The sequence below is a fragment of the Pontibacter diazotrophicus genome, assembly GCF_003367245.1.
Lineage (GTDB): Bacteria > Bacteroidota > Bacteroidia > Cytophagales > Hymenobacteraceae > Pontibacter > Pontibacter diazotrophicus.
Window position 1 is genome coordinate 60,419 of record NZ_QRGR01000010.1, and the last position, 24,645, is coordinate 85,063.

Genomic DNA, 24,645 nt, shown 5'->3' on the forward strand with positions numbered 1-24,645 from the left:
GCCGAAGCTACTCTGGCTCTACAAGGAAGCCCTTCGCATGATACGCAGCATCAAAGGCATGGCAGCGCTAGAGGAAAGGCAGGATGTTCGCCGGATGAGGATAAGGCGAATGAGAAAAGGCTCATCTAAACTATGAAAGGCCGTTTTGCTATCGGTATAGCGGCCTTTCTTAATTTAGATCGCCGCAACTCAGAACAGAATTTAAGCTGAAACAGCAATGTATTCCTCCAGCTTAAATCTATAGCTCAGGCTTAACAATACAAGCAACACCTCGTCTGCCAGCCCAAAGCTAATATGATCCTGCTCTACTTCGTCCCAGGAAGTAAAAACTTTCCATGTCTCGCTGTTTCTGTACGTCAGCCGCTCACTGCTGGTAAGTTCCCGCTCAAAAATGGCAGAAAGCTCTATATCCTCTTCGCGCATCGGCACCTGCACCTTAGGTCCGCCGCTGTTGATAACCTGTATTATTTCTGCATCCCTTGAACTGTTTGCAGGCAAGTAAAAATAACGCACACATGGCGCTGTGCTCTTAGGTTTAGACATGGTTATGATTTGTTGGTCCTGTTATGTTTCAACTGTTTGTGAACTTCACCTGTTCATGCATCTGGTTCGTTAGAGCGATGCCTGCCAGATAAAATACTACCACACTAATTTTTTCCTGTAAAGGCAACAGCCCCCGCTGCCTTTGATTAGTGCTTCCGTTACCGATACTCCTTTGTCTCCAGAGAAAAGTATTCTAATTCAGTCCAAAACGCAGCCTTAAGTTTTACCTTCGTTTCCGGCTGTTGCGCGTTGTATCGGCTAAGATTTGTCTCCCTATACCTGCCTAACTTGAAACTTGTTATGCTTTATAGTAAAATTTATACAAGTTCTATATATAGTTATTTTACTATAGTTGATTATTGAGTTTTATGTCAATTTGCACGGCCTGACCTGTACAATAAATTAACGTATATCTTTTATGAATCTGATTTGTTAACTTTGTAAATTATTAAACATTTAAAATGAACACTTATGGCAATGTATCCTGAATATATGGTTGCGCCTATCCGTGAGGATCTTACCTCTGCGGGCTTTGAGCAACTAATGTCCCCTGAAGAAGTAGAGCAGGCAATTAAGTCGGAAGGCACGGTGCTGGTAGCAGTGAATTCTGTTTGTGGTTGTGCTGCTGCTAAAGCACGTCCGGCACTTAAAATGGCGGTGGCTGCCGCTGACAAAAAGCCAGCGAAGCTTGTAACCGTTTTTGCTGGTATGGAGCAGGACGCAGTAGCAAAAGCGCGTGAGCACATGCTGCCTTACCCTCCGTCGTCCCCTTCTATCGCGCTGTTTAAAGACGGCGAACTGGTACACATGATTGAGCGTTACCACATTGAGGGCAACGAATTGAACCGCATTGTAGATAACCTGCAAGGCGCGTTTGAGGAGTACTGCTAAGCTTCAGCATTTATAAAACAGCGAAGGCCGGTGAGATTCACCGGCCTTCGCTGTTTTATTGTGGTACAGGTACCTGTTTTCAGGCATGCGTCTGCCTCAGGTCAAATCCGATATCGTGGCGGTAGTAACGATCCTGCCACGTTATTGTCTCGGCAGCGGCATTGGCTTTTGCCAGCGCCTCTTCCATAGTGTCGGCAAGGGCCGTAACAGCAATCACACGGCCTCCGCTGTTCACAAGCTTACCGTTTACCATTTTAGTGCCGGCATGGAATACTAACACGTCTGAAGGCACATTTTCGATACCGCTGATTTCTTTCCCTTTCTCAAATCCTTCCGGGTAACCACCAGACACCAGGAACACGGTAGTAGCTGTACGCGGGTCTATCTCCAGTTGGAACTCTCCCAACTTCCTGTCATGCAAAGCTCTGAACAACTCGAACAGGTCTGATTTAATGCGGGGCAGGATAGCCTCTGTTTCAGGGTCGCCGAGCCGCACATTGTACTCAATCACGTAAGGTTCTCCATTCACGTTCATCAAGCCGATAAACAGGAAGCCGGTGTAATCCATCTGCTCTTCCTGCATACCACGAAGGGTAGGGTCAATTACCCGCTCCTTCACTTTCTGCATGAACACATCATCTACAAAAGGTACAGGCGAGATGGCTCCCATACCACCCGTATTCAACCCTGTGTCGCCTTCGCCAATGCGCTTATAATCTTTCGCCTCCGGCAGCAGTACATAGTCCTTGCCATCTGTTAGGATGAACACGGACACCTCAATACCTTCCAGATACTCCTCAATTACAACTTTGCTGCTGGCATTGCCGAAGCGCTTGTTCCGCAGCATATCTTCCAGGGTATCTATCGCCTGGTCATAGTCCTGGGCAATAATAACACCTTTACCAGCCGCTAAGCCATCAGCCTTCAGTACCACCGGGAAATTATGGTTGCGCAGGTATTCCGCTGCCTGGCCGAAAGTATCCTCAGTGAACGTCTGGTAGCGGGCTGTTGGAATGTTGTTTCTCTGAAAAAACGCCTTACAGTAGTCTTTGCTCCCCTCCAGCATGGCACCCGCTTTCTTAGGGCCAATCACGAGGATGTGCTTCAGGTACTCCGAACTCTGGAAATAATCGTGGATGCCATCTACCAGGGTATTCTCCGCGCCGACCACTATCATCATGATATTGAAGTCGGTGGCGAACTTTGCCACCTCAGCAAAATCATGGATGTCTACGGCAGCAGTTGTCCCAAACTGTGTAGTGCCTGCATTGCCAGGCGCTAAGAATATTTTTTCGCAGTATTCGCTTTGATTCAGCTTCCAGGCAATGGCATGCTCACGGGCTCCGGATCCTATTATCAGTACATTCATAGGTTGGTTGTTAGTAGTTGATTTTTTAGCTGTTGCTAAGCTTGGCTAAAGTCCCCGCTGCGAAGTTAAAGATTTATACTTGCTCATGCAGCACTAATTATATTTTATGCTTTAGAGATAGATAAGAGCATGTTTAAACTTTAACCTTTGAGCTGCAAATGCACGTTTTCAGAACCTGACTTAAGCTATTTTCCGAGCAATAGCGCTGCTATTACACTCAAAATGAGCTTTGGCAGAACATAAAATCACGCATTCTTACTGTCAAAAACAAAATTCAAACAAGCTCTAAACAAAAATGCCGGTGCTGCAGAAGCACCGGCATTCGTCATAATAAAATCAATTCTACTCTATGCCCGGCTATCTTGCAGGGCCGCAATTTAGTTCGCGTACTCCGACAGGAACTTTACACGCATCAGGCGCAGGTCTTCCTCTGTATAATCGTCGGTGCCGAGTTCTTTTAGCGCCTCCGCAATATTGTCGGTGCTGGCACTCATAAAGTACTCATATATTTCCTCCTGGCGCTCCTGGTCCAGTACATTGTTGATGTAGTAGTTCAGGTTTAGCTTGGTGCCGGAGTAGCAGATATGCTCGATCTCCTCAATCAGTTCCTGCATGGTCAGGTCTTTAGCAGCCGCTATTTCCTCCAACTCCACTTTTTTATCTATCTGCTGGATAATGTAGATCTTAATCTTCGACTTGTTTACCGTTGTCTTTACAACAACATCCGACGCAGTTACAATATCGTTTTCTTCTACATACTTGGTGATCAGGTCCAGGAACGGCTTACCGAACTTCTGTACCTTACCCATACCTACTCCGCCTATAAACGCCAGGTCATCTCTTGTGGTAGGGTATACCGTGGCCATCTCTTTCAGCGATGGGTCCTGGAACAGCACGTAAGGCGGCAGGTTTTTCTCCTTCGCCAGCTTTTTGCGCAGGTTCTTCAGCAGGTCAAACAGTACTTCGTCATGCCCGGCAGAGGCCTGCGTTTCTTCCTTTTCCTCGTCGTCCTTCACTTCCTGCTCGTAGTTATGGTCTTTGGTTAACAAAATGGAATGTGGATTTTGAATGAAGTCTGCACCTTTCTGCGTCAGTCTTACCACACCGAAGTTTTCAATATCCTTCTCCAGGTACTCTGATAAAAGCACCTGCCGCACCACAGAACTCCAGAACTGGGCATCGTGTTCCTTACCTGCTCCGAACACCTCCAGTTTATCGTGGTCGTAGCTCACAACGTAGTTGTTACGCAGGCCTGTCAGCACCGCTGTGATATGTTCTATTGTAAAACGCTGCCCTGTCTGCTCTACTGCTTTTAGTGCCAACTGTGCTTCCTGCTGCGCCTCAAAGCGTTCTTTCGGGTGCAGGCAGTTATCGCAGAAACCGCAGTCTTTTTCGTAAGCCTCGCCAAAGTAATGCAGCAATTGCTTGCGGCGGCAAACGGCAGAATCGGCGTAAGAAGCCATTTCCTGCAGCAGCAGCTTGGAGTTGTCGCGCTCTGTTACCGGCTTGTCTTTGTTGAACTTCTCCAGCTTGATAATGTCGTCGTAGCTGTAGTACATAATACAGTTCCCTTCCATGCCATCACGACCGGCACGGCCTGTTTCCTGGTAATAGCCCTCAATCGATTTTGGGGTATCATAGTGGATAACAAAGCGTACATCCGGCTTATCGATTCCCATACCAAAGGCGATAGTGGCCACAATTACGTCTGCATCTTCGTTCAGGAAAGCATCCTGGTTAGCCATGCGCACGTTTGCATCAAGCCCGGCATGGTAAGGCCGCGCCTTTACATCGTTTACCCGCAGCAGTTCGGCAATCTCCTCCACTTTTTTACGGCTCAGGCAGTACACAATACCGCTCTTGCCTTTGTGCTTCTTCACATACTGGATCAGCTGCTTCTTGGTATGGTGTTTCGGACGTACCTCGTAGTATAAGTTCGTGCGGTTAAAAGACGACTTGAAAACAGAAGCCTCGTCCATCTGCAGGTTGCGCTGTATGTCGAGCTGCACCTTTGGAGTAGCGGTGGCTGTAAGCGCAATAATCGGCAGGTTACCAATCTGGTCTATAATACCACGAATGCGGCGGTACTCCGGACGGAAGTCATGCCCCCATTCCGAGATACAGTGCGCCTCGTCAATGGCCACAAAAGAAATATTGGAGTTGCGAAGGAAGTCGATGTTTTCTTCTTTCGTGAGCGACTCCGGTGCCACATAAAGCAGCTTCACATCGCCAGCCAGCGTCTCCTTTTTTACTTTGTTTATTTCAGACTTCGATAAAGTTGAATTTAAAAACTGGGCATTCACACCAAAGGCATTCAGCTGGTCTACCTGGTTCTTCATCAGGGCGATCAGCGGCGAAATAACAATAGCGGTACCCGGTAAAGAAAGAGCAGGTAGCTGGTAACACAGCGACTTGCCCGCGCCTGTAGGCATAATCACAAAAGTGTTCTTGCCGTTGATAATATTGTTTATTATCAGCTCTTGATTCCCTCTGAATTGATTATACCCAAAAACTTCTTTTAATTTGTTCTTGAGATTTATCTCTTGTTTTACTGACATGTAATCGTGTGAAAATTTAATCAGGTTGCAACGTACTTCCTTACCCTGTATACTAATACAAATTTAATTTGAATATCTCTAATAAAATAACCCTAACCGCAAAAAAAGTCTTACAGCTTGAAGCCGAAGCAATCGCCAGACTGGCAGATTTTATCGACGAAGGGTTTGAAAAATGCGTTGAAACTATTTTAACGATAAAAGGACGCGTTGTGGTGACGGGCATTGGTAAGAGTGCCAACATAGCTCAGAAAATAGTAGCAACACTAAACTCCACCGGCACACCCGCTTTATTTATGCATGCTGCTGATGCCATACACGGTGATTTGGGTATGATACAGGCAGACGATTTTGTGATCTGCATCTCTAAGAGTGGCAACACGCCCGAAATAAAGGTACTGGTTCCGCTCCTTAAGCGCAAAGGTTCTAAACTGGCGGCCATGGTTTCCAGCACGGATTCTTACCTGGCCAAGTGCGCTGATTTTGTCCTGAATGCCAACGTAGAGCGCGAAGCCTGCCCGCATAATCTGGCCCCTACCACGAGCACCACAGCAGCACTTGCCTTAGGCGACGCCCTGGCGGTAAGCCTGCTGGAGGCCCGTGGCTTCAGCAGCACTGATTTTGCGCACCTGCACCCGGGCGGCTCGCTTGGCAAGCGCATGTATCTGAAAGTGGAAGACATCTATACCCAAAACGAGGCACCACGTGTGAACGCAAACGCCCCGCTGAAAGAGATTATTATTGAGATTTCTTCTAAGCGCCTGGGAGCCACCGCCGTGTTAAGCCAGGATAATGAGCAGCTAATAGGAATCATCACAGACGGTGACCTGCGCCGCATGCTTAACAAATATGATTCTATTGAGGGCATCATTGCCACCGATATCATGACTCCGGCCCCTTTTACCATCGACGCAGCAGAATATGCCGTTGAGGCTCTGGTAGTTATGCAGAACAAAAGTATAACGCAATTAATTGTCACAAATTCTGGTAAATTTGGGGGCTTTGTGCATCTACACGATTTGTTAAAAGAAGGACTTGTATAAATATGAGAAACGACACCTATGTGGTAATTATGGCGGGCGGCATCGGAAGCCGCTTCTGGCCTTTTAGCCGTAGCAATTACCCTAAGCAGTTCCACGATGTGTTAGGAACAGGCGAAAGCATGCTGCAAATGACGATGAAGCGCTTTCAGGATATATGCCCTGTTGAAAACATTTTCGTGGTTACGAACAAGGATTACAAGGAGCTGGTGCAGCAGCAGTTGCCGGAGCTAACAGAAAACCAGATTCTGCTGGAGCCCGTTGGCCGTAACACTGCCCCCTGCATTGCCTACGCGTCCTACAAAATCGCGCAGCTAAACCCGGAGGCAAACCTGGTAGTAACTCCCTCCGACCACGTAGTGCTGAAGCAGGATGTGTTCACGAACGTGATACAGGAAGCTGTAGATGCCGCCGCTAAAGACGATGTGCTGATTACCCTGGGTATTACCCCGAGCCGGCCTGACACCGGATATGGCTATATCCAGTACCTCAACGACGAGTCGCAGAAGATTAAGAAAGTAAAAACCTTTACCGAGAAGCCGGACCTCGAACTGGCGAAGATGTTCCTTGATAGCGGCGACTTTGTATGGAACTCCGGCATCTTTATCTGGAATGTGCAGAGCATACTCAAAGCTTTCCACCAGCAGTTGTCAGAAATCACTGAGATTTTTGATGAAGGCACTTCTACTATGAATACGCCGGAAGAGCAGAACTTTATCATGAAGGCCTATTCCCATTGCCGTAATGTATCCATTGACTACGGCATAATGGAAAAGGTAGACAATGTGTATGTGCTTCTGGCCGACATTGGCTGGTCAGACCTTGGCACCTGGAATTCCCTCTATACCATTAACGACAAGGACGAGAACGGTAACGTGGTGGATGGCGAGGTGATACTGTATGACACAAAGGACTGCATCATAAAAACCCCAAAAGAAAGACTGGTGGTACTACAGGGCCTTGAGGATTACATTGTAGCCGAGTACGACAATGTGCTAATGATCTGCAAAAAAGGCGAAGAGCAGAAAGTAAAAGACTTCATGGCTGATGCCAAATCTAAGAAAGGGCCGGAGTATATCTAGGTTCTTATAGCTTGACTTCCTTTTAAGGATGAAAGACAAAGGACAAAAGAAGAAAGAATTGGTAGTCTTTACTCTTTTGCCCTTTGTCTTTCATCCTTTATCCATTTCAAGCCTACCTCGGCTCCAGGCTGCCAAGGCTGGCGTAACCGCCATCGCGGAGGCGCTGCCGCATCGCTTCATACAGTATGATACCGGTGGCCACCGAAACGTTCAGCGACCCGATCTGTCCTAAGAGCGGAATACGCACCCTGGCATCGGCCCGCTTCAGATATTCGGGCGAAATACCGTCTTCTTCACTTCCCATGATAATGGCCGTTGGCCCCACCATGTCCAGTGTCATATCCGAGAGGTTCTGCTCCGTCTTTTCGGTACAGGCCACTATCTGGAAGCCTGAGTTCTTCAGGTAATCTATGGTATCCTTCAGGTTGGGCTCACGGCAAACAGGCACCAGGTGCAGTGCACCGGCTGAGGTCTTCACGGCATCCGCGTTAATTTGTGCTCCGCCACGGCTCGGTATTACAATGGCATTCACGCCCATACATTCGGCATTACGGGCAATCGAACCGAAATTACGCACATCTGTTACACGGTCGAGTATGAGTAAAAGGGGGCTTTTACCCTGCTCAAACAGCGATGTCACAGTTTCAGCTAAAGGAACGTACGAGATGGGCGAGATAAGCGCAACCGCTCCCTGGTGGTTCTTCCGCGTGAGCTTATTCAGCTTTTCCAGTGGCACCGTTACTACCGGCACTTCCAGCCTTTTAGCCAGCTGCACAATTTCGTCGGTGGTGGGGTTCTTGGCGCCTCTCTGAAGAAAAATCTTCTCCAGTTCTTTTCCAGCCGAAAGCGCCTCTAAAATAGGCCTTGAACCGAAAATCATCTCGGTTTTATCTTCTTTTGATGTTCTGGAGGAATCGCCGAAACGATTACCTACATATTTATTCTGCCTGCTCTCCATTTTGCTACTGTGCTGTACCAAATCTCCCCGTACCCACGGCGCCGTACCAGCTCATAATGATTTTCGGTAAAGTTATTCTCTTTTTTGTTAAAAACGAATTTGATGTTTGGTGCCGTCTCTGTCTCGCGGTAGGTCCAGGTTATAGTTGAGCCAACCTGATTCGTGCCGTCGGGTGGCCCGAGGATAATATGGATCATCCCCCTGTCGGTAGCCCACCCTGCTTTGTGCGAGGAGTAAAGCTTGTTAGCCAGCTCTACACGGCTATAAAATATTTGAATCAGATTACGGGCAGCCGCTTTATTTCCGGCCAGCTCCAGCCAGAACCGGTCAATGGCAGCCTTTGTATCACTTGCGTTCAAAAGTGCCTCCCGCTCCTCGGAGGTGGTCAGGTAGATCAGGGGCTGCAGCATCTCCTTCGTGCGGGTAATCTGCGGATAATTAGCTGGCTGCACTAAAATACTCCTTGCATAGTTCGTGTTGGGGTCAAACAGGTATATCCCTTCTTCCTGAAGCGTTACTGTGTCCCCGGGGGCGATAGTCTGCACTTCTGCGGCAGAAATGGTACGGGGGCCACCAGCAGACCGCAGGGACATAGGGGGAGGGGCCGGCATGAAATCAGCATCAAAACGCTGTAGTTTAAGAACACCTGCCTCACCTCCGTAGTTGCGCACCAAAACTTTGTCTCCGGTAGTAGCATAATTTTGCAGGAGGGGTTTACCTGTAGAAGCCTCTATCAACAGATAATCCTTCTGCAGCATTTTACTGCTCAGCGGCAGCCTGAACTTTGTACCCATGAGCTCAGGCCCTGCCAGAAACTGCCACAGCCGCAAATGCAGCACATTCGGCTCCTGCACTACCTCGGCCGGCAGCACCAGTTGCACCTGCAGTTGCCCCTCTATATCCGTTATCTTGCGGTCAGGCAGGTCAACCGAGTCACCTCTTATAAGGGCATCCTTCTCAATCCCTCCTGTTCTTATCTCATACTCGTAGGAGGTAGCCTTTTGCAGTATATCCACCACCTCCTTGGCATCCTCAAACTTAAAGAGAAGGTGCAGACTGTCGTTGCTTGTGTAATAGCTATGCTGCATGGTTATTTCAGGCGTCTCCCGCTCAACCTCTACAGGGGCCAGGCTTGCAGAGGAAAAGCGTCCACAGCCCATCGCTAGCAAAGGCAGCAGAAGGAGTAGCGTGTGCGGGTATTTCATCAATAACGAAGCTTTTCTTAATGTATACCTAATATATAAAAAGGCCGAATCGTATCCTTGATTCGGCCTTTTTATTACTGTATCTGCAGCTATTTTGTTTAGCGGCGCATACGCTGCAGGTATTGCATAAACTGCTGCTGCAGTTGCGCTGCCCGGTCCTGCATGCCCATGCTTTCGGCAGCTCCTATGAGCTGCTGCAGCACAACCATGTTTGTCTGGATCTCGGTATCAAAAAGAGCGCCTTTCTCGAAAAAGTAATCCAGGGCTTTCTGCGAGTCCTGCGCCATCTCGTTGAGTAGCTGCTCGGCCTTCTCCGGTTCTCCTATGGCATCATAAATAGGAATGAACTGCGGCGTGTAATAATCATAAGGCACTGTACTGCCTGGCAACACTGTGAAAGCATAATCTACAACTTCTTTTGCGCGGGCGGTATTGCCTTCTTCTAAATAGGCAGATGCCAAACGGGCAAATTTATCACGGGCGTTGGCTGAGAAGCGGTAGTAGTTTTCGTCGTAGAAGATGTTAGGGTCGTCGAAGTTACGGAACTTGAACTCCTTCATCATATTCTCGAACATCACCTCCTTATTTACAAAGCCCTGCTCTTCGTTGCCAGACTTAACAGGAACCACGCGATAAGCCAGCCCCTCTAACTGGAAATAATCCGACAGGCCTATAAAGTCTGCACTGTTCACCGTAGATGAAAAATAAATCGGCCGCTCCCAGTTATTTGTAGCCAACAGGTCCAGCATCACCAGGTGTTTCTTTTCCAATAACGATTTATTGATGGTCCACTGCATGCGGCTCACAATCTCATCTTCCTTTTCATCTGCTACAAAGCCCATCTGCCGCACTTTTTCCTGGTCAACATTCAGGATAAAGTTTTTGGTAGGCATAGTGAGCAGCGTAGTACCCTGCCCATACTGCACTTGCAGGGCTGGGTGATTCTGCTTCACGAGGCTGATGTATTGCCCCAGGTCAATGCCGGCTGCCACCTGCTCACGTTCCACATACGGCAGGTAATCGTTGGTGCCCTGCCGGTAGTTATCATTTTCCAGCGAAAGCGGCCACGGATCTGATAAGTACGCCTGCCGCTTCATCTGGTCAATGTACCAATCCGTGTTCAGGTAGCTCAGCACGGCTACCCGCACATCAGTCCGGTATCCTTCCACTTCCTGCGCATACCATAGCGGGAAGGTATCGTTGTCTCCATTGGTAAACAGAATACCGTTCGGAGCAACAGAGTCGAGCAGGTTTTTAGCCGAGTCAACAGAATGGTAACGGCCAGAGCGGTCATGGTCATCCCATCCCTCTACCGCCATAATAACAGGAACAGACAGGCCTATGACAGTGGCGACAGCGGCACGTGCCTGTGTATTTTTAAGCCCTTTACCCAGCAAGTCTGCCAGCCCCATCACGCCCAGTCCTATCCAGATGCTGAAAGCATAGAACGAGCCGGCAAAGGTATAATCCCGCTCGCGCGGTTCTACCGGCGGCTGATTGAGGTAAAGTGCAATGGCAATACCGGTAAAGAAAAAGAGCAGGCCTATAACAAAGGCATCCCGCTCCGCCTTGCGCACATGGTAAATCAGGCCGATGATACCAATTAACAGGGGCAGCAGATAGAAGCAATTGCGGGCTTCACTCTCTAATACCCGATCGGGTGCGTTCGGGTCGCTCTTTCCAAACCACAGTACCCCCGCATTCTGCACGTCGCTCTCGCGGCCGACAAAGTTCCACAGGAAGTAGCGCCAGTACATAAACCCAAGCTGGTAGCGCATCAGAAAGCTCATGTTCTGCCCAAAGGTAGGCGCCTGTCCCTCCCGGAGATCCACCCACTTCTTATAGGCGTCTATATGTTGCGGCTGGTCGCTGTATATACGTGGCAGCAGCGTTTTGTCTTTACTGTCGTAAACCGGCTCTATTTTAGGAGTAGTAGGCACGTACCTGTTTTCCCCTCTCCTGTAGCGCATTGCTCCTTCTTCCTGTGACACTGGCTGGGCGTTATACTGCGGGCCATACAGCAGCGGGCGATCACCATACTGCTCCCGCTTCAGGTAAGCCACAAAAGTCAGAATATCATCCGGGTCGTTTTCGTCGATGGTCGGGTTGTAAGAAGAACGTATTGGGATCATCATATAAGAGGAGTACCCGATTACCACAAATACAAAACAAAGCAGCGCCGTGTTCAGCACACGGTTGGTATGCTTTATAGAATAGCGCAACCCAAAAATGATAGCCGCTATAAGCAGCACAACAAACACAATTAAACCGGAGCCAAACGGAAGACCGAAGTTGTTCACGAAGAAGACCTCGAAGTTACCTGCTACAGTTGGCAGCCCCGGAATCACGCCCCATAGAATAGCCACCACCACCACAGCACTGATGGCAAAAGCAACTACACCGCCCCAGAAGGTTGGCTTGTAGAGCCGGAAGTAATAAATGAAAGCCAGCGCCGGAATGGTCACCAGGTTCAATAAGTGCGCTCCGATAGAAAGGCCTACAAGGTACGCAATAAGGATAAGCCATTTATCTGAATGCGCTTCCCCTACCTTCGCCTCCCAACGCAGGATAGCCCAGAATACGATAGCGGTAAAAAAAGAGGACATGGCATATACCTCTGCCTCTACTGCTGAAAACCAGGCGGAGTCAGAAAAAGTATAGGCCAGCGCCCCTACCACACCACTGCCCATAATCAGCAACAGGTTACCATTAGTAGGCACAGCGCCCTCTTTTATAAGGAGTCTGCGCGCCAGTATGGTGATGGTCCAGAACAGGAACAGCACTGTAAAGGAGCTGCAAAGGGCAGACAACAGGTTCACCCACCACGCTACTTGTGTCGGATCAGCGGCAAACATAGAAAACAGGCGCCCTACCAGCAGGTAGAAAGGCGCTCCCGGTGGGTGTGGCACTAAGAGCTTATAGGAACAAGCAATAAATTCCCCTGCATCCCAGAAACTGGCTGTTGGTTCCAAGGTTAGCACATACACTGTAGTCGCGATAAAAAACACAACCCAGCCTACAATATTATTTATCTTTCGATAATCGGTCATAGTTATTTCAATTCAGCCCCGAAAATAATAAATAATGTGAAGCGGCTGCGTAATTATTAGATGTTTATAAAGAAAAAGCCGGCCAATTGGCCGGCTTTCTGTATGCGTGCGGTTTTGTGAGCGCTTATTTCTGCAATACCAGGCGCTTTGTTTCCACTGTTTTATCGTTCACCAGCAGGCTGTAGAAATAAACGCCTGAAGGATAGCTGCTCAAATCCAGGGCTAGATCCATTTTTTCGGCCGGCCCTAACTCATGTACTCTTATCACACGGCCAATCGTGTTTGAAATACGGATTTTGTAAGTATTATTGCCCGGCAGGTTTAGCGCCAGCGTAACGTTGCCGCGCGACGGGTTCGGGTATGCATTGATAGAAGGCATCGGCTTAATTTCCTTTCCAGGCGCAATGGCAGCCAACGTAATATTCGTGTAAACCGCCTTCTCTGCTTTAGCCTCTACCACATGAAACACCTGGCTTACGGCAGAAGCATATATTTTTGAACACGTATGCTTCTCGGGATTCATTACAAAAGCAGGACGTGAGTTATTAGCTGATACAACAAGTTCTCCCCCTCCGCTGGTGGGCATAAGTTTCCAAACAACACCAGTTCCTTTCTTTATGGGGTCCACCCCTTTATTGTTAATTACAGCAGTTCCTGCAAAGCTCAGTAAGTGCGAGGAAATGAGTGTAACGACTAATGCTATTTTTGTAAAAATTCTCATAGACAATCCCTTTATCTGTAAAACCACTGATTTGGCTACACACACCAAATATAGTTTAAATTCCTGAAATAAATGTAACCTTTTAAAATAATGCGAAAAAGATGTAAACACTCACTCAATTTTACATCCTTTCAAACGTTATAGAGCACTTTTACATAATTCTTCAATATCAATTTTCATGCCCTTTCCTTCAGGCCATTCAGCTTATCTTTCTTTTTTTCTGCAAAACTTTAAGCTTGTTATAACACGCTTCCTCCTCAAACTAAATCAGATAATATAACTTATCTCCTTAAAGGCGAAATAGCGTAGCTTCTTTTCTATCTCCACGGCCAGGCATCCATTTTCATTTACACCTACAATCTGTCCCTTTACCTGCTGGTTATCAACTAAAAATGGGTGCACTTCCTGGTAGCGGTACAGCGCCTGCAGGTATTCATGCCTTTGTTTGTCGGTTTTGCCGTTCCGCAGCTCGAGGTAACGCTTCTCCAGCAGTTCCAGCAACCTCATGATTAGTTGCTCTATGTCAAAAGTTTTGCCTGTTGCGTTATGCATAGAGGTTGCCGTTGTGTAATCGAAATGTAACTGGTTCACATTTAAACCAATCCCGACAATACTGTGTTGAAGTATGTAGCTATTTATGGTGTTTTCTATCAGAATCCCGCCAAGTTTCTTACCTTCATAAAATAAATCGTTTGGCCACTTTACCTGTGCCTCGTGCAGCCCCTGTTCGTGCAGCAGATCAAGCACAGCCAACGACACAGCTATGTTAAGGTAAAATTGCTGCCTGGCAGCCAGAAACGAGGGTGACAATATTACCGAGAGTGTCACGTTTTTACCTGGCTCGGCCTCCCAGGAATTACCGCGCTGTCCGCGCCCTTTAGTTTGTTGGTGCGTAATGACTGTGCAGCCTTCTGTGGCTTCATTTTTGATAAGAAGCTGTTGGGCCTCTGAGTTAGTGGATTCACAAACCGGCAGAAAATAAAGCTGCTGGCCAATAAACAGCGTATGAGGCAACATAAAATTAAGGTATAATTAGTACTTTTGTAGATCAAAATTATAGAGCAATAATGAAAGAAACCAAGGTTGAGGCTACTTCAGACATTTTGGCAGAGCTTGTAGTGAAGGGAATGCAGGAAAAGAAGGCCACCGATATTGTTATCATAAACCTCAAATCACTTAAAAACGCTGTATCCGATTACTTCGTAATAGCATCCGCAAACTCCGATACACAAATTGACGCCATCGCCTCCTCCATTGAGGAAGAAGTGTTCAAAGCCGTACGGCAAAACCCGTGGCAAAGTGAAGGCCGCACCAACAATGAGTGGGTGCTGCTGGATTATGTAGATGTGGTAGCACATATTTTCTTGAAAGACAAACGCCAATTCTATGCTTTGGAAGAGCTTTGGGGCGATGCCAAAATAGAGCAGGTAGCGTCTGTCTAAACATGCACGGCCCTGGCTGAACATTTAGTTCAGGCCTGTGTTTTACTTGTATTTGAACTTTAATATCAATGGCAGAAAATAATAATAAAGGCAACAACAATAAGAAGAAAAAGCCGATGATCCCGAATACGCCCCCACGCCCAACTATGCAGTTGTGGATGCTGGCTGTGCTGATTCTGCTGATCTTCGGGTTAACTTATCTGAACAAAAGCAACTCCTCTATTGAAACAACGCAGCAGGAATTTGAAGAGATGCTGCTGAGCGGCGACGTTCGCAAGCTCACCGTTGTGAATGGCAAGACTGTAGAAGTTTACCTGGAAGAAGAGGCGCTGCAGAATGAAAAGTATAAGACGGAGTTAAACGACCGTGGCGCCTTCTCTATGGAGCAGGGCCCGCAGTACCATTTCCAGGTTATCTCGGCCGAGATTTTTAAGGAAGACCTTGATCAACTTCAGGAGAACCTTCCGCGCGACGAGCGGGTACCGGTAAATCCGGAATCACGCACCGGCTTTGCTGACTTCTTCCTGCAGTGGGGCTTCCTGATACTGCTCGTGTTTGGTTTCTGGTTCCTGATGCGCCGTGTAACCAGCGGTGGCGCAGGTGGCCAGATATTTAACATCGGCAAGTCTAAGGCTGCGCTCTTTGATGCTGAAAACAAGGTTAAAATCACATTTAAAGATGTGGCTGGCCTGGAAGAAGCAAAAGAAGAGGTGCAGGAGATTGTGGAGTTCCTGAGTAACCCTTCTAAGTTTACCGTGTTAGGTGGTAAAATACCGAAAGGCGCTTTGCTGGTAGGCCCTCCAGGAACAGGTAAAACCCTTTTGGCAAAAGCCGTGGCGGGTGAAGCCGATGTACCGTTCTTCTCCCTTTCTGGTTCTGACTTCGTGGAGATGTTTGTGGGTGTGGGTGCCGCACGTGTGCGTGACCTCTTTAAGCAGGCAAAAGCAAAAGCGCCATGTATCATCTTTATTGATGAGATTGACGCGATTGGCCGCCACCGTAGCCGTGGTGCAACACCAGGCGGTAACGATGAGCGTGAAAATACCCTAAACTCCCTGTTAGTAGAGATGGATGGTTTCGCCACGGATTCAGGTGTTATCATACTGGCTGCTACCAACCGACCTGATACACTGGACTCTGCCTTGCTGCGCCCTGGTCGTTTTGACCGCCAGGTAAGCATCGACAAACCGGATATCAACGGTCGTACAGAAATCTTTGACGTACACCTGAAACCACTTACGCTTGGCCCTGATGTAGACGCCAGGAAACTGGCCGCTCAGACACCAGGTTTTGCCGGTGCCGAAATTGCGAACGTTTGTAACGAGGCAGCCTTGATTGCGGCACGCCGTAACAAAAAAGCGGTAGACCAGCAGGACTTTAACGATGCGATAGACCGTGTAATCGGTGGCTTAGAGAAGAAGAATAAAATCATCTCTCCGGAAGAGAAGAAAATTGTTGCCTACCATGAGGCTGGCCACGCCATTGCCGGCTGGTTCCTGGAGCACGCTGACCCATTGGTGAAAGTAAGTATCGTGCCGCGTGGTGTAGCTGCACTGGGGTATGCCCAGTACCTTCCAAAAGAACAATTCTTGTACACGACAGAGCAGTTGATTGACGAAATGTGCATGGCCTTAGGCGGACGTGCTGCCGAGGAACTTGTATTCGGTAAAATCTCGACTGGTGCGTTAAGCGATTTGGAGCGCATCACGAAGATGGCTTACAGCATCGTGACGATGTATGGTATGAATAAGAAGATTGGCAACGTGTCGTTCTATGATTCGAAGCAGAACTCAGAATACTCGTTCAACAAACCATATTCTGAAGCCACAGCCCAGACCATAGACGAAGAAGTCCGCATCATTATTCAGGCAGCTTACGACCGTACGAAGCAGCTGCTGACTGACAAGAGCCGTGAACTGGAGATTGTATCGCAGGAGCTGCTGGCAAAAGAGATTCTGTTCCAGAGTGACTTAGAGCGCTTAGTAGGCCCGCGTCCGTTTGACGCACTTACTGCTTACCAGGCACACACTGCTGGTACTGATCGCAGTAAAACAAAAAGCGAAGTAGAGCCACACGCCGCTGCCCCTGTAGAGCAAGGTCTTACGCAACACCCTGAGCAAAATGAAGGCCGGGGAGTGCCGGGCACACCGCTTGATAATGGTGCATCAACCGATCAGAATGATCAGATAAATTCTAAAACAGCTTGATAAAACAGGCATGTACGAAGCAAAATCAAAAGAAATAGTATTAAGAAGAGTAAGAGAGGCGCTGGCTAAGTCGGCGCCTTTTCTGCCTCCTACCCCTGATTTCACGTCTCCACTGCACCCTGTAGTGCCTGTAGAAGATATGTCCATTGTGTTTGCACAAAACTTTATCCGCAACAGCGGCCAGTTCGTGTATTGCGAGAACCAGGAGGATTTTTTTGACCAGCTCTACATCTATAAGAAAGAGCAAAACCTCCAGCACCTCTACGTGTGGGAGCGTAACCTGCAGAATGCCCTGGCGCATGCAGGCATCGAGTTCAGCGACAATGAGGAAACCTTTGTAAAAGATGCTGAGGCTAGCCTGACGACCTGCGAATCGCTGATTACGCGCACAGGCAGCATTTTAGTGAGTTCTGCCAATGCCGGGGGGCGTAGATTGAGCATTTACCCTTCTACCCACATGGTGGTGGCACAGGCCAGCCAATTGGTGCCCGACATTAAGGACGCGCTGCAACGTATCCGCAACAAGTATAAAGATAACAACTTCCCATCTATGGTTTCGATGGTGAGTGGGCCAAGCCGGACAGCCGACATTGAGAAGACGCTGGTGATGGGTGCCCACGGCCCTAAAGCCTTAGTCCTGTTCCTGATTGATGACCTTCCGAATTAACGAGCTTACACCAGGTAAGAAAGTATACTTTGCCTCCGATTTCCATTTAGGCGTACCCGATGCTGAAACCAGCAAAGCAAGAGAGAAGAAAATTGTGCGCTGGCTGGAGATGGCGCAGCAGGATGCAGCAGCTATACTTTTAGTAGGTGATATTTTTGATTTCTGGTTTGAGTACAAGCATGCTATCCCCAAAGGATTTGCACGGATGCAGGGCAAACTGGCAGAACTAACGGATGCCGGTATTCCCGTGCTTCTCTTCACAGGCAACCACGATATGTGGATGTTTGACTACTTTCCGGAGGAACTTGGTATCCCGGTGCTCCGCAAACCCATTTCCACCACTTTCGGAGGTAAGACTTTTTACATCGGGCACGGCGATGGGCTCGGCCCCGGCGACCATACCTATAAGTTGCTGAAGCGGGTATTCGATAATAAGGCGTGCCAGTGGCTTTTTGCGCGGGTGCACCCTAATTTAGGCATTGGCGTAGCCAGCATGTGGTCCAGGAGGAGCCGCATCAGCAACCTGGAGAAAGACGAGCCTTTTTTAGGCGACAAGGAATGGCTGGTACAGCATTGCCGGGAGGTGGAGAAAGAACAGCACCATGACTATTATATCTTCGGGCACCGCCACCTGCCCCTCGACCTACCCATCGGTGAAAACAGCCGCTATATGAACTTAGGAGAATGGGTCAATTTTTGCACCTATGCTGTATATGACGGAGAAACGCTACAACTAAAAACCTTTGAAGGCTAAGGTATATATAGTCCCCCTCTTGTTGGTGCTGTTTCTGACAGCAGGAAATGCGTTTGCCCAGCAGGAAGAAGTAACACCACAGCTTGTTTATAGCCACAGCATTCCGCATCGTTCCCCTACCAGCATTTCACAAGACCGCAACGGCCATCTGTACGTGCTGGACCCGATGCATAACCTCCTGCGCCTCGATTCATTGGGCCAACCGTTGGATACCTTCTCCCCCCCTACCCGCGGGCGCATCAGCAACATAGAAGCCTGGAGCCCGATGAAGATCCTGCTCTTTTATGAAGACAGGCAAACGCTGCTTTTATTAGACCGGTTCCTGCGCCCTATCAGCAGCACTGATCTGCGCGACATCAATTATGAAGGCATTGCCAGGGCTGCCACGCTTTCATCGGATGACAGCTTCTGGCTATTTGATGAAACAAACCTGACACTAAGCAAACTGGACCTGCGCCTGCGCAAGGTAACGGTAGAAACCCCGCTCAACCTGATACTGGACAGGGAGCGCTTTGATGTGCGCCAACTGCGGGAGTACCAAAACATGCTGTACCTGCTGGACTTTAACAACGGCATCTATGTGTTTGATAACCTGGGCAATTACAAAAAGAGCATTCCTTTCAAAGGACTTTCTTATATAGCCTTCCGGGGAAATGAGCTGTATTTTGTGCAGGACGGGCAGCTGATTTTCTACGATCTGTATACTTCTGAAAAGCGAACTATAGCATTGCCGGTGAAAGAGCATTATGTAACAGCGCTGGTCGGAGATAAGCAGCTATACCTCTTTACCAACGAAAAAGCAGACATATACCTTTGGCAGTAACAGGTTATTTAGCGCCTGAAAACAGCTTTAGCCCCACCACACCGGTAATAATCAGCAGAATACAAAAGATACGGATGAAGTCGCGCGGCTCGTTGAGGAAAACAATCCCCAATATAGCCGTGCCCGCTGCTCCTATACCCGTCCAGATGCCGTAGGCGGTACCCAGCGGCAGGTATTTCATGGCCTGAGACAGCAGCACAAAGCTTAGGATCATCACGATTACAGTTACGACACTCACTCCTAACTTCGTGAATCCCTCACTGTACTTCAGCCCAAAGGCCCAGCCGATTTCACATATACCTGCCAATATCAGGTAAAACCACGCCATGTTCATAGTACAAGTATTCTGTTTGAAGAGCAAAGATACGCAATAGCTGCGGCTGACCTGCTCATTTCTCCCATCTGTGCCGTTTGCTTTTAAATGCAATCAAGCAGCAAAGGTAATGAGCCGCACCTAACTAACTGTCATTTTACTTATTGTCTCACGAAGTATAGTGGCAGCCTTCATAACACTCAATTATATTCCTCAGTCAAACTCAGTTTTAGCTTTACGGTACGTAATAAGCTATACAATAGGAAGCAGCATTTCATATTGTCTGAGCATATGCGTGAAGTGGCGCCGCTCGAGGTATGACAGAAGTGATGTGGCAGAGGTGTCAATGTTCACGAACATAAGAGCTGGGGCAGTTGTGAGACGCACGGCCTCTTGCAGCAGGGCTGTACCAATACCCTTTCCGCGCCTGCTCTTGTCTACTGCAAACTGTGCAACAGAACCTGTGTTTGGGAAGAATATAATATAGCCCACAACCTCCTGTTCCTTATCCCGCGCCTCCAGCACCACCTTCTCATCAGGGCTTTTCATGATTGCCTCCCCCGTGTTTTGCCAGGATGGTTCTGCATCCCAAAAACAGCTGTATGTTTTCCAATCAGGTTTACTGATGGCGGCAATCGTAATTGCATCAGGAACCTCTACCTTCAGCAGCATTTCCTTCTTCAGGGTCCGGAACAGTTCTAAAGAGCGCGTCACCTTAAATCCAACGGCTTTATAAGCTCTTAGCGCAGAGGCATTTTCCCGTATTACTTCCAACTGGCACTGCTCTATACCGCTCTCCCTTAATTTGGGCAACATGAAGGCGTAAAGCTGCTGCGTAAGTTTGTGTCCCCGGTACTGTGGCAGCACGCCGGTACCGGCATTATAGGCAGTCGGAGTACCATGCCATTCTCCCAAACCAGTCAGTATAAAACCCGCCATTTTAGTGTCCACATACGCCGCAACACAAAAAGAAGGCTCAACTCCCTCACGCTTTACTTTTGTTTTAAACTGTTCCGCATTCAGCTGGATGGGAACCAGGTAATCGGCAAACGACTGCAGAAAAGTTTCGTGCAGCTCAGGCAGCTCTTTTTCAGAGAGAAAGGAAAATCGAAAGTCTGGCATTTTCAAAGTAACATTAATGGCTCTAATGGTTTACGTCCAGCCACAGAAAAGTTTGATGCCTTTTCTGCTATGAACGTGGCTGGCAATAGTTTATAACTCCTTTACTACCTGCACCGTTTATAGTACCTACACATAATGCCAGTGCAACTGGCAAAGATATATAAACCTAAAACCTAAAACACAAGCTATGAAAGCAGCAGTATTTCACAAAATGAAAGATATCCGGGTAGATAATGTAGAAGACCCGCAAATCCTTGATCCGCGCGATGCAATTATCCGTGTTACCTCCACAGCCATTTGCGGCTCCGATCTCCACATTTACAACGGCATGATTCCTCAACTAGGCAACATGGTAATGGGGCATGAATTTATGGGAGTGGTAGAGGAGACCGGTGCCCAGGTGAAGAATGTAAAAAAGGGTGACCGCGTAATTGTCCCTTTCCCTATCTCCTGCGGTAGTTGTTTCTTCTGTCAGCACGGGCATTACCCTCACTGTGAAAATTCTAATCCGGAGCATTATGGTCCTGAAGGTGGCCTGATGACAGAAAAAGGCGCTGCTCTATATGGCTACACAGACTTGTATGGTGGCTATGCCGGAGGGCAGGCTGAATATGTGCGTACGCCTTTTGCCGACACGGGCTTGGTTAAAGTCTCGGATAGGTTTACTGACGAGCAAGTACTCTTCCTGACTGATATCTTACCTACCGGCTACTCAGCTGTGCATTGGGGCGAGGTAAAAGGAGGCGAAACAGTAGCAGTGTTCGGCTGCGGCCCGGTGGGCCTGATGGCGCAGAAGGTAGCCTGGATCAAAGGAGCTAAAAGAGTGATTGGCATCGACCTTGAAGACTACCGCCTGGACATGGCACGGCGTTCAGCCAAGTCAGAAACCATTAATCTGAAAGATGTAGACGCTGTTGAAGCCATTCGTGAGATGACAGGCGGACGCGGTGCTGATGTATGTATAGACGCCGTAGGTATGGAAGCCGATAAGTCGCTCTTGGATCGCGCCATGTCTGTGCTTCATATGGAGAAAGGAACGATCAATGCGCTCAGGATGTGCTTAAGCGCTGTACGCCGGGGTGGTATAGTCTCTGTAGTAGGTGTTTATGGTACCCCTTTCGACAACTTCCCGTGGCACCAGATATTCGACAAAGGCTTAACCATTAAGGCAGGGCAAGCACCTGTTCAATTCTTCGTAGACGAATTGTATAGTTGGGTAGACCAAGGCAAAATCGTATTGGATGATATCATCACCCATACGCTACCCCTAGAGCAAGCCTCCCATGCGTATGACATCTTCAATAAAAAAGAAGACAACTGTGTGAAAGTGGTGCTGAAGCCGTAAGTTTCTGATGTTCTATAATCAGCGGCTTCGAATGGAGCTGCTGGTTATAAGAACTTAACCTTTTCTTTGAAAGCTTTTGGCAAACGCTCCACCCGCTGTTTGTACTGTTCATCTCGTTCTCCAATGAACCATGCAAATGAAAAGGCACTGCGGTTACAAAGAGCAGCATACATACCTACAGAACTTAGAAATACAAAAAAGGTAACCTGTTTCACTCGCCTATCTCCGGCAAGTCGTTCTAAGCAAACCTCAACTGGCAGCACATCCACTTTTACACCCTTTCCGCATTCTGCAATAATATCTTTGATAGTCTGATGTTGCGTAGTTGTATTGTAATGCTCAGGATGCAGTTTTAGCCAGATATTTGTTATGCCTTCTGTTTTAAAGTAATTAAAAGCAGACTTTAGTCCCTGCTTATACACACCTTTACGAACCCTTCCGTATTCAAATAAAGCATCTAACACTAATACAGCTCCTTCTATACCTGCGCTTTCTCCTTGATTGATGAAAGGATTGGGAAGTATGAGGCGGTTGGCAAAATCAGGAAAAGAGGTTGCCTGTAACCCATAAACTGCATCATATTCTGGTTTAAAGAAGAGCCTATCAGCTGCTAGCCTCCCCTTATAATTGAGATACAGCAGAACTTTATAGGCCATGGTAGAAAGTCCTGCCGGACAGAGTACAGCATTTACTTCATCCAGTGGATGATAGGAATACAGCCCCTCTTCCAAGAAACTAAATCCCTTACACTTTTTGTGGCTGATAAATAACCTGATGAAATCAATTCCAGTTTGGTTGGTATAAATTTTAAAAGCGTCGCCAAACGTAATCTTCTCAACAAAGGCATCAAACTTCCGAAGCCTTTCCCAACCTTTCCAAAATTTTCTCTTCACGGCGAAGGTGTTCACCGGATGATGTGTAAAAGGGAGATCTACCTGCTGCATACCTACAGGCGGATGATGAGGTTTGAACTTTCGCCCATACATTAGAACACAATCTGAGTGGTTCAGTTTGCGATACTTTATCACTTCAAGTCCTACATAGTAAGTAATGTAGCTATGTATGTAAAAGAGATGCTTCATAAAGTATTACTGCTAATCTTCCTTTTAACCAACAAAACCAGACTAATCGCACCTAAAACAGCAGTAATCAGAAGCTTTGAAATTATAGATACATCCGCCAAAAAACAAACCCCCAGCAGCGCTATAACGTTCACAGGCAACCACAGCCATGGGTAATAGTTAACCTGCCTTATCTGCTTGTATTCTTTCAGCAGATAACCGGCATAGCCCATATACATCAGAGCAGCAAAGGTGGTGAAAGCAGCAGCTTCGATGCCGTAGAAAGGGATGAGCAAGAAATTAAGCACCACATTACCAGCGCCTGCTATAGTCGATATCTTCCACAGCGCCTTTGTCTTTTCCTGATACACCAGTTGGTTCACCACCGCCAGGTACATGGGTTTATAACTGTACCCCATCAAGATGATAATTGCCAGGGGGTAGGCAGCTTGCAGCACCTCATTCTTTATGAGCAGGAAAAATATTTCTTTCATCCACAATGCGACCAGGGAGGTGACTGCCAGGTATAAGATCTGCAGCGAAAAAGTAAGCTGCCTTGCCTGCAACGCCGCCTCCTGGTCATCGGGCTTGGCATACAGGCGCATATACACTGGGCCTGCTGCCTGTACTACTGCGTTGGAGGCAGCGGCAAAATAAAGGCCAAAGCTGGAGGCAATGTTGTAGAAGCCTATGCGTGGAAGCGGTACCCGCAACACGTCCATCACCAAACGGTCAGAAGTATCTAAAAGAAAAAAAGAAAAATGATGCGGTATAACATGAAGCGACACCCGTAGCGAACGCTTAATGCGCTGCCAGTTAAAGTTAAAAATCGGCATCATCTGCTCTTTCACGTAAATCAGAGGGCTGTAAATCAGGAAACCTACTACTGTTCCTATAAAGTTTGCGTAAAACCAGCCCATGTAGCCCATCCGGAGGTAAGCAATAGTATAGATGTTAAGCACCACCACCAGCGTTCCCACCACAAAAGAGCGCAGGGCAACAGGGAAAGGCCGCTGCAACATCTGGTAATACATTCCTCCCAAAAACTCTGTGCTGTTGAAAAGCATGGCAGGCAACACGTTTAACAGTATAATCTGCCACCTGTTTTCAACAGCCCCTTCCGGTATAGCCCAATAAAGCACCGCACCCAGCACTACACTGTACACCACCGACCAAAGCAGCGTAAAACCATGCAACTGCCGCCAAACCCACTTATAGCGGGTAGGGTACCGGGCAAAGCTGTTCACCATCACCACAGACAAGCCCAGCGACTGCATAATCCCCAAAGCGCCCACATACGCTGTTACAACACCTGCCACGCCATAATCAAATGTAGTCAGATAGCGTGTGATGACAGGTAACGCCAACACTCCTGCCAGACGTGGCACCTGCGCCGCCAGCCCATAAATAGCCGCATGTGAGAGAAGTTTCCGAAGCATCACCTAAAATTATACTTAAATTCTCAGCCTCCCCCTACCTGCCGCATTTTTTCGTGTT

20 protein-coding genes and 1 pseudogene are annotated in these 24,645 nt (G+C 47.9%); 9 read left to right on the forward strand and 12 right to left on the reverse strand.

Annotated elements, in window-relative coordinates:
- Positions 1-201 precede the first annotated feature (201 nt).
- A complete protein-coding gene (locus DXT99_RS10430) occupies positions 202-543 on the reverse strand; it encodes a hypothetical protein (protein WP_115565500.1) in 342 nt (113 codons plus the stop codon).
- Positions 544-1,020: 477 nt separating this feature from the next.
- Here DXT99_RS10430 and DXT99_RS10435 point away from each other — a divergent pair, with 477 nt between their 5' ends.
- Positions 1,021-1,434 carry a BrxA/BrxB family bacilliredoxin gene (locus DXT99_RS10435; RefSeq protein ID WP_115565670.1) on the forward strand — a complete coding sequence of 138 codons (414 nt, stop codon included), beginning with the start codon at positions 1,021-1,023 and terminating at the stop codon, positions 1,432-1,434.
- A 79-nt stretch (positions 1,435-1,513) separates the two neighbouring features.
- Here the strand turns inward: DXT99_RS10435 and purD are convergent, their stop codons facing one another.
- The gene (gene purD, locus DXT99_RS10440) at positions 1,514-2,803 is read right to left on the reverse strand and encodes a phosphoribosylamine--glycine ligase (RefSeq protein ID WP_115565501.1); all 1,290 of its coding nucleotides are present in this window, start codon (positions 2,801-2,803) and stop codon (positions 1,514-1,516) included.
- Positions 2,804-3,180: 377 nt separating this feature from the next.
- Complete coding sequence (gene recQ / locus DXT99_RS10445) at positions 3,181-5,361, reverse strand: DNA helicase RecQ (RefSeq protein WP_115565502.1); 2,181 nt, start codon at positions 5,359-5,361, stop codon at positions 3,181-3,183.
- A 68-nt stretch (positions 5,362-5,429) separates the two neighbouring features.
- Here recQ and DXT99_RS10450 point away from each other — a divergent pair, with 68 nt between their 5' ends.
- Both DXT99_RS10450 and DXT99_RS10455 read left to right on the forward strand, forming a co-directional pair.
- The gene (locus DXT99_RS10450) at positions 5,430-6,401 is read left to right on the forward strand and encodes a KpsF/GutQ family sugar-phosphate isomerase (RefSeq protein WP_115565503.1); all 972 of its coding nucleotides are present in this window, start codon (positions 5,430-5,432) and stop codon (positions 6,399-6,401) included.
- 2 nt (positions 6,402-6,403) lie between these two features.
- Positions 6,404-7,480, forward strand: a complete 1,077-nt coding sequence (locus tag DXT99_RS10455; protein WP_115565504.1) for a mannose-1-phosphate guanylyltransferase — start codon at positions 6,404-6,406, stop codon at positions 7,478-7,480.
- 112 nt (positions 7,481-7,592) lie between these two features.
- Here DXT99_RS10455 and rlmB read toward each other — a convergent pair whose 3' ends face one another.
- The 5 genes from rlmB to DXT99_RS10480 form a co-directional block, all read right to left on the reverse strand.
- Positions 7,593-8,438, reverse strand: a complete 846-nt coding sequence (gene rlmB, locus DXT99_RS10460) for a 23S rRNA (guanosine(2251)-2'-O)-methyltransferase RlmB (protein ID WP_115565505.1) — start codon at positions 8,436-8,438, stop codon at positions 7,593-7,595.
- Positions 8,411-9,643 carry a GWxTD domain-containing protein gene (locus tag DXT99_RS10465; protein WP_115565506.1) on the reverse strand — a complete coding sequence of 411 codons (1,233 nt, stop codon included), beginning with the start codon at positions 9,641-9,643 and terminating at the stop codon, positions 8,411-8,413. The genes rlmB and DXT99_RS10465 overlap by 28 nt, the downstream gene beginning before the upstream one ends.
- Positions 9,644-9,741: 98 nt before the next feature.
- Positions 9,742-12,693 (reverse strand): glycosyltransferase family 117 protein, encoded by a 2,952-nt coding sequence (locus DXT99_RS10470; RefSeq protein WP_115565507.1) that lies wholly within the window; start codon positions 12,691-12,693, stop codon positions 9,742-9,744.
- Between the two features lie 124 nt (positions 12,694-12,817).
- Positions 12,818-13,414 (reverse strand): T9SS type A sorting domain-containing protein, encoded by a 597-nt coding sequence (locus DXT99_RS10475; RefSeq protein ID WP_246000639.1) that lies wholly within the window; start codon positions 13,412-13,414, stop codon positions 12,818-12,820.
- 267 nt (positions 13,415-13,681) lie between these two features.
- Positions 13,682-14,431: a biotin--[acetyl-CoA-carboxylase] ligase gene (locus DXT99_RS10480; RefSeq protein ID WP_115565508.1), complete on the reverse strand. Its 750-nt coding sequence runs from the start codon at positions 14,429-14,431 to the stop codon at positions 13,682-13,684.
- 50 nt (positions 14,432-14,481) lie between these two features.
- Between DXT99_RS10480 and rsfS the strand changes: the two genes are divergently transcribed.
- The 5 genes from rsfS (at position 14,482) to DXT99_RS10505 (ending at position 19,307) form a co-directional block, all read left to right on the forward strand.
- Positions 14,482-14,856: a ribosome silencing factor gene (gene rsfS, locus DXT99_RS10485; RefSeq protein WP_115565509.1), complete on the forward strand. Its 375-nt coding sequence runs from the start codon at positions 14,482-14,484 to the stop codon at positions 14,854-14,856.
- 68 nt (positions 14,857-14,924) lie between these two features.
- Entirely contained in the window at positions 14,925-17,063 is a 2,139-nt protein-coding gene (gene ftsH, locus DXT99_RS10490) for an ATP-dependent zinc metalloprotease FtsH (RefSeq protein ID WP_115565510.1), read from the forward strand.
- Positions 17,064-17,073: 10 nt separating this feature from the next.
- Positions 17,074-17,730 carry a LutC/YkgG family protein gene (locus DXT99_RS10495; RefSeq protein WP_115565511.1) on the forward strand — a complete coding sequence of 219 codons (657 nt, stop codon included), beginning with the start codon at positions 17,074-17,076 and terminating at the stop codon, positions 17,728-17,730.
- A complete protein-coding gene (locus DXT99_RS10500; RefSeq protein WP_115565512.1) occupies positions 17,714-18,484 on the forward strand; it encodes a UDP-2,3-diacylglucosamine diphosphatase in 771 nt (256 codons plus the stop codon). Before DXT99_RS10495 ends, DXT99_RS10500 begins: the two co-directional genes overlap by 17 nt.
- Positions 18,474-19,307 (forward strand): hypothetical protein, encoded by an 834-nt coding sequence (locus DXT99_RS10505; RefSeq protein ID WP_115565513.1) that lies wholly within the window; start codon positions 18,474-18,476, stop codon positions 19,305-19,307. The genes DXT99_RS10500 and DXT99_RS10505 overlap by 11 nt, the downstream gene beginning before the upstream one ends.
- Positions 19,308-19,311: 4 nt before the next feature.
- Here the strand turns inward: DXT99_RS10505 and DXT99_RS10510 are convergent, their stop codons facing one another.
- Both DXT99_RS10510 and DXT99_RS10515 read right to left on the reverse strand, forming a co-directional pair.
- Positions 19,312-19,641, reverse strand: a complete 330-nt coding sequence (locus tag DXT99_RS10510; RefSeq protein ID WP_317048139.1) for a multidrug efflux SMR transporter — start codon at positions 19,639-19,641, stop codon at positions 19,312-19,314.
- Positions 19,642-19,872: 231 nt separating this feature from the next.
- Positions 19,873-20,742 (reverse strand): GNAT family N-acetyltransferase, encoded by an 870-nt coding sequence (locus DXT99_RS10515; RefSeq protein WP_115565514.1) that lies wholly within the window; start codon positions 20,740-20,742, stop codon positions 19,873-19,875.
- Between the two features lie 187 nt (positions 20,743-20,929).
- Here DXT99_RS10515 and DXT99_RS10520 point away from each other — a divergent pair, with 187 nt between their 5' ends.
- Positions 20,930-22,087, forward strand: coding sequence for a zinc-dependent alcohol dehydrogenase (locus DXT99_RS10520; protein ID WP_115565515.1), 1,158 nt, complete (start codon positions 20,930-20,932; stop codon positions 22,085-22,087).
- Between the two features lie 44 nt (positions 22,088-22,131).
- On the opposite strand, the gene DXT99_RS10525 is transcribed toward DXT99_RS10520, so the two are convergent.
- Both DXT99_RS10525 and DXT99_RS28090 read right to left on the reverse strand, forming a co-directional pair.
- A complete protein-coding gene (locus DXT99_RS10525) occupies positions 22,132-23,169 on the reverse strand; it encodes a hypothetical protein (RefSeq protein ID WP_147294200.1) in 1,038 nt (345 codons plus the stop codon).
- Positions 23,166-24,503 (reverse strand): annotated as a pseudogene (locus tag DXT99_RS28090) (lipopolysaccharide biosynthesis protein); the annotation flags it as partial. The gene DXT99_RS10525 and the pseudogene DXT99_RS28090, both read right to left, overlap by 4 nt.
- Positions 24,504-24,645 lie beyond the last annotated feature (142 nt).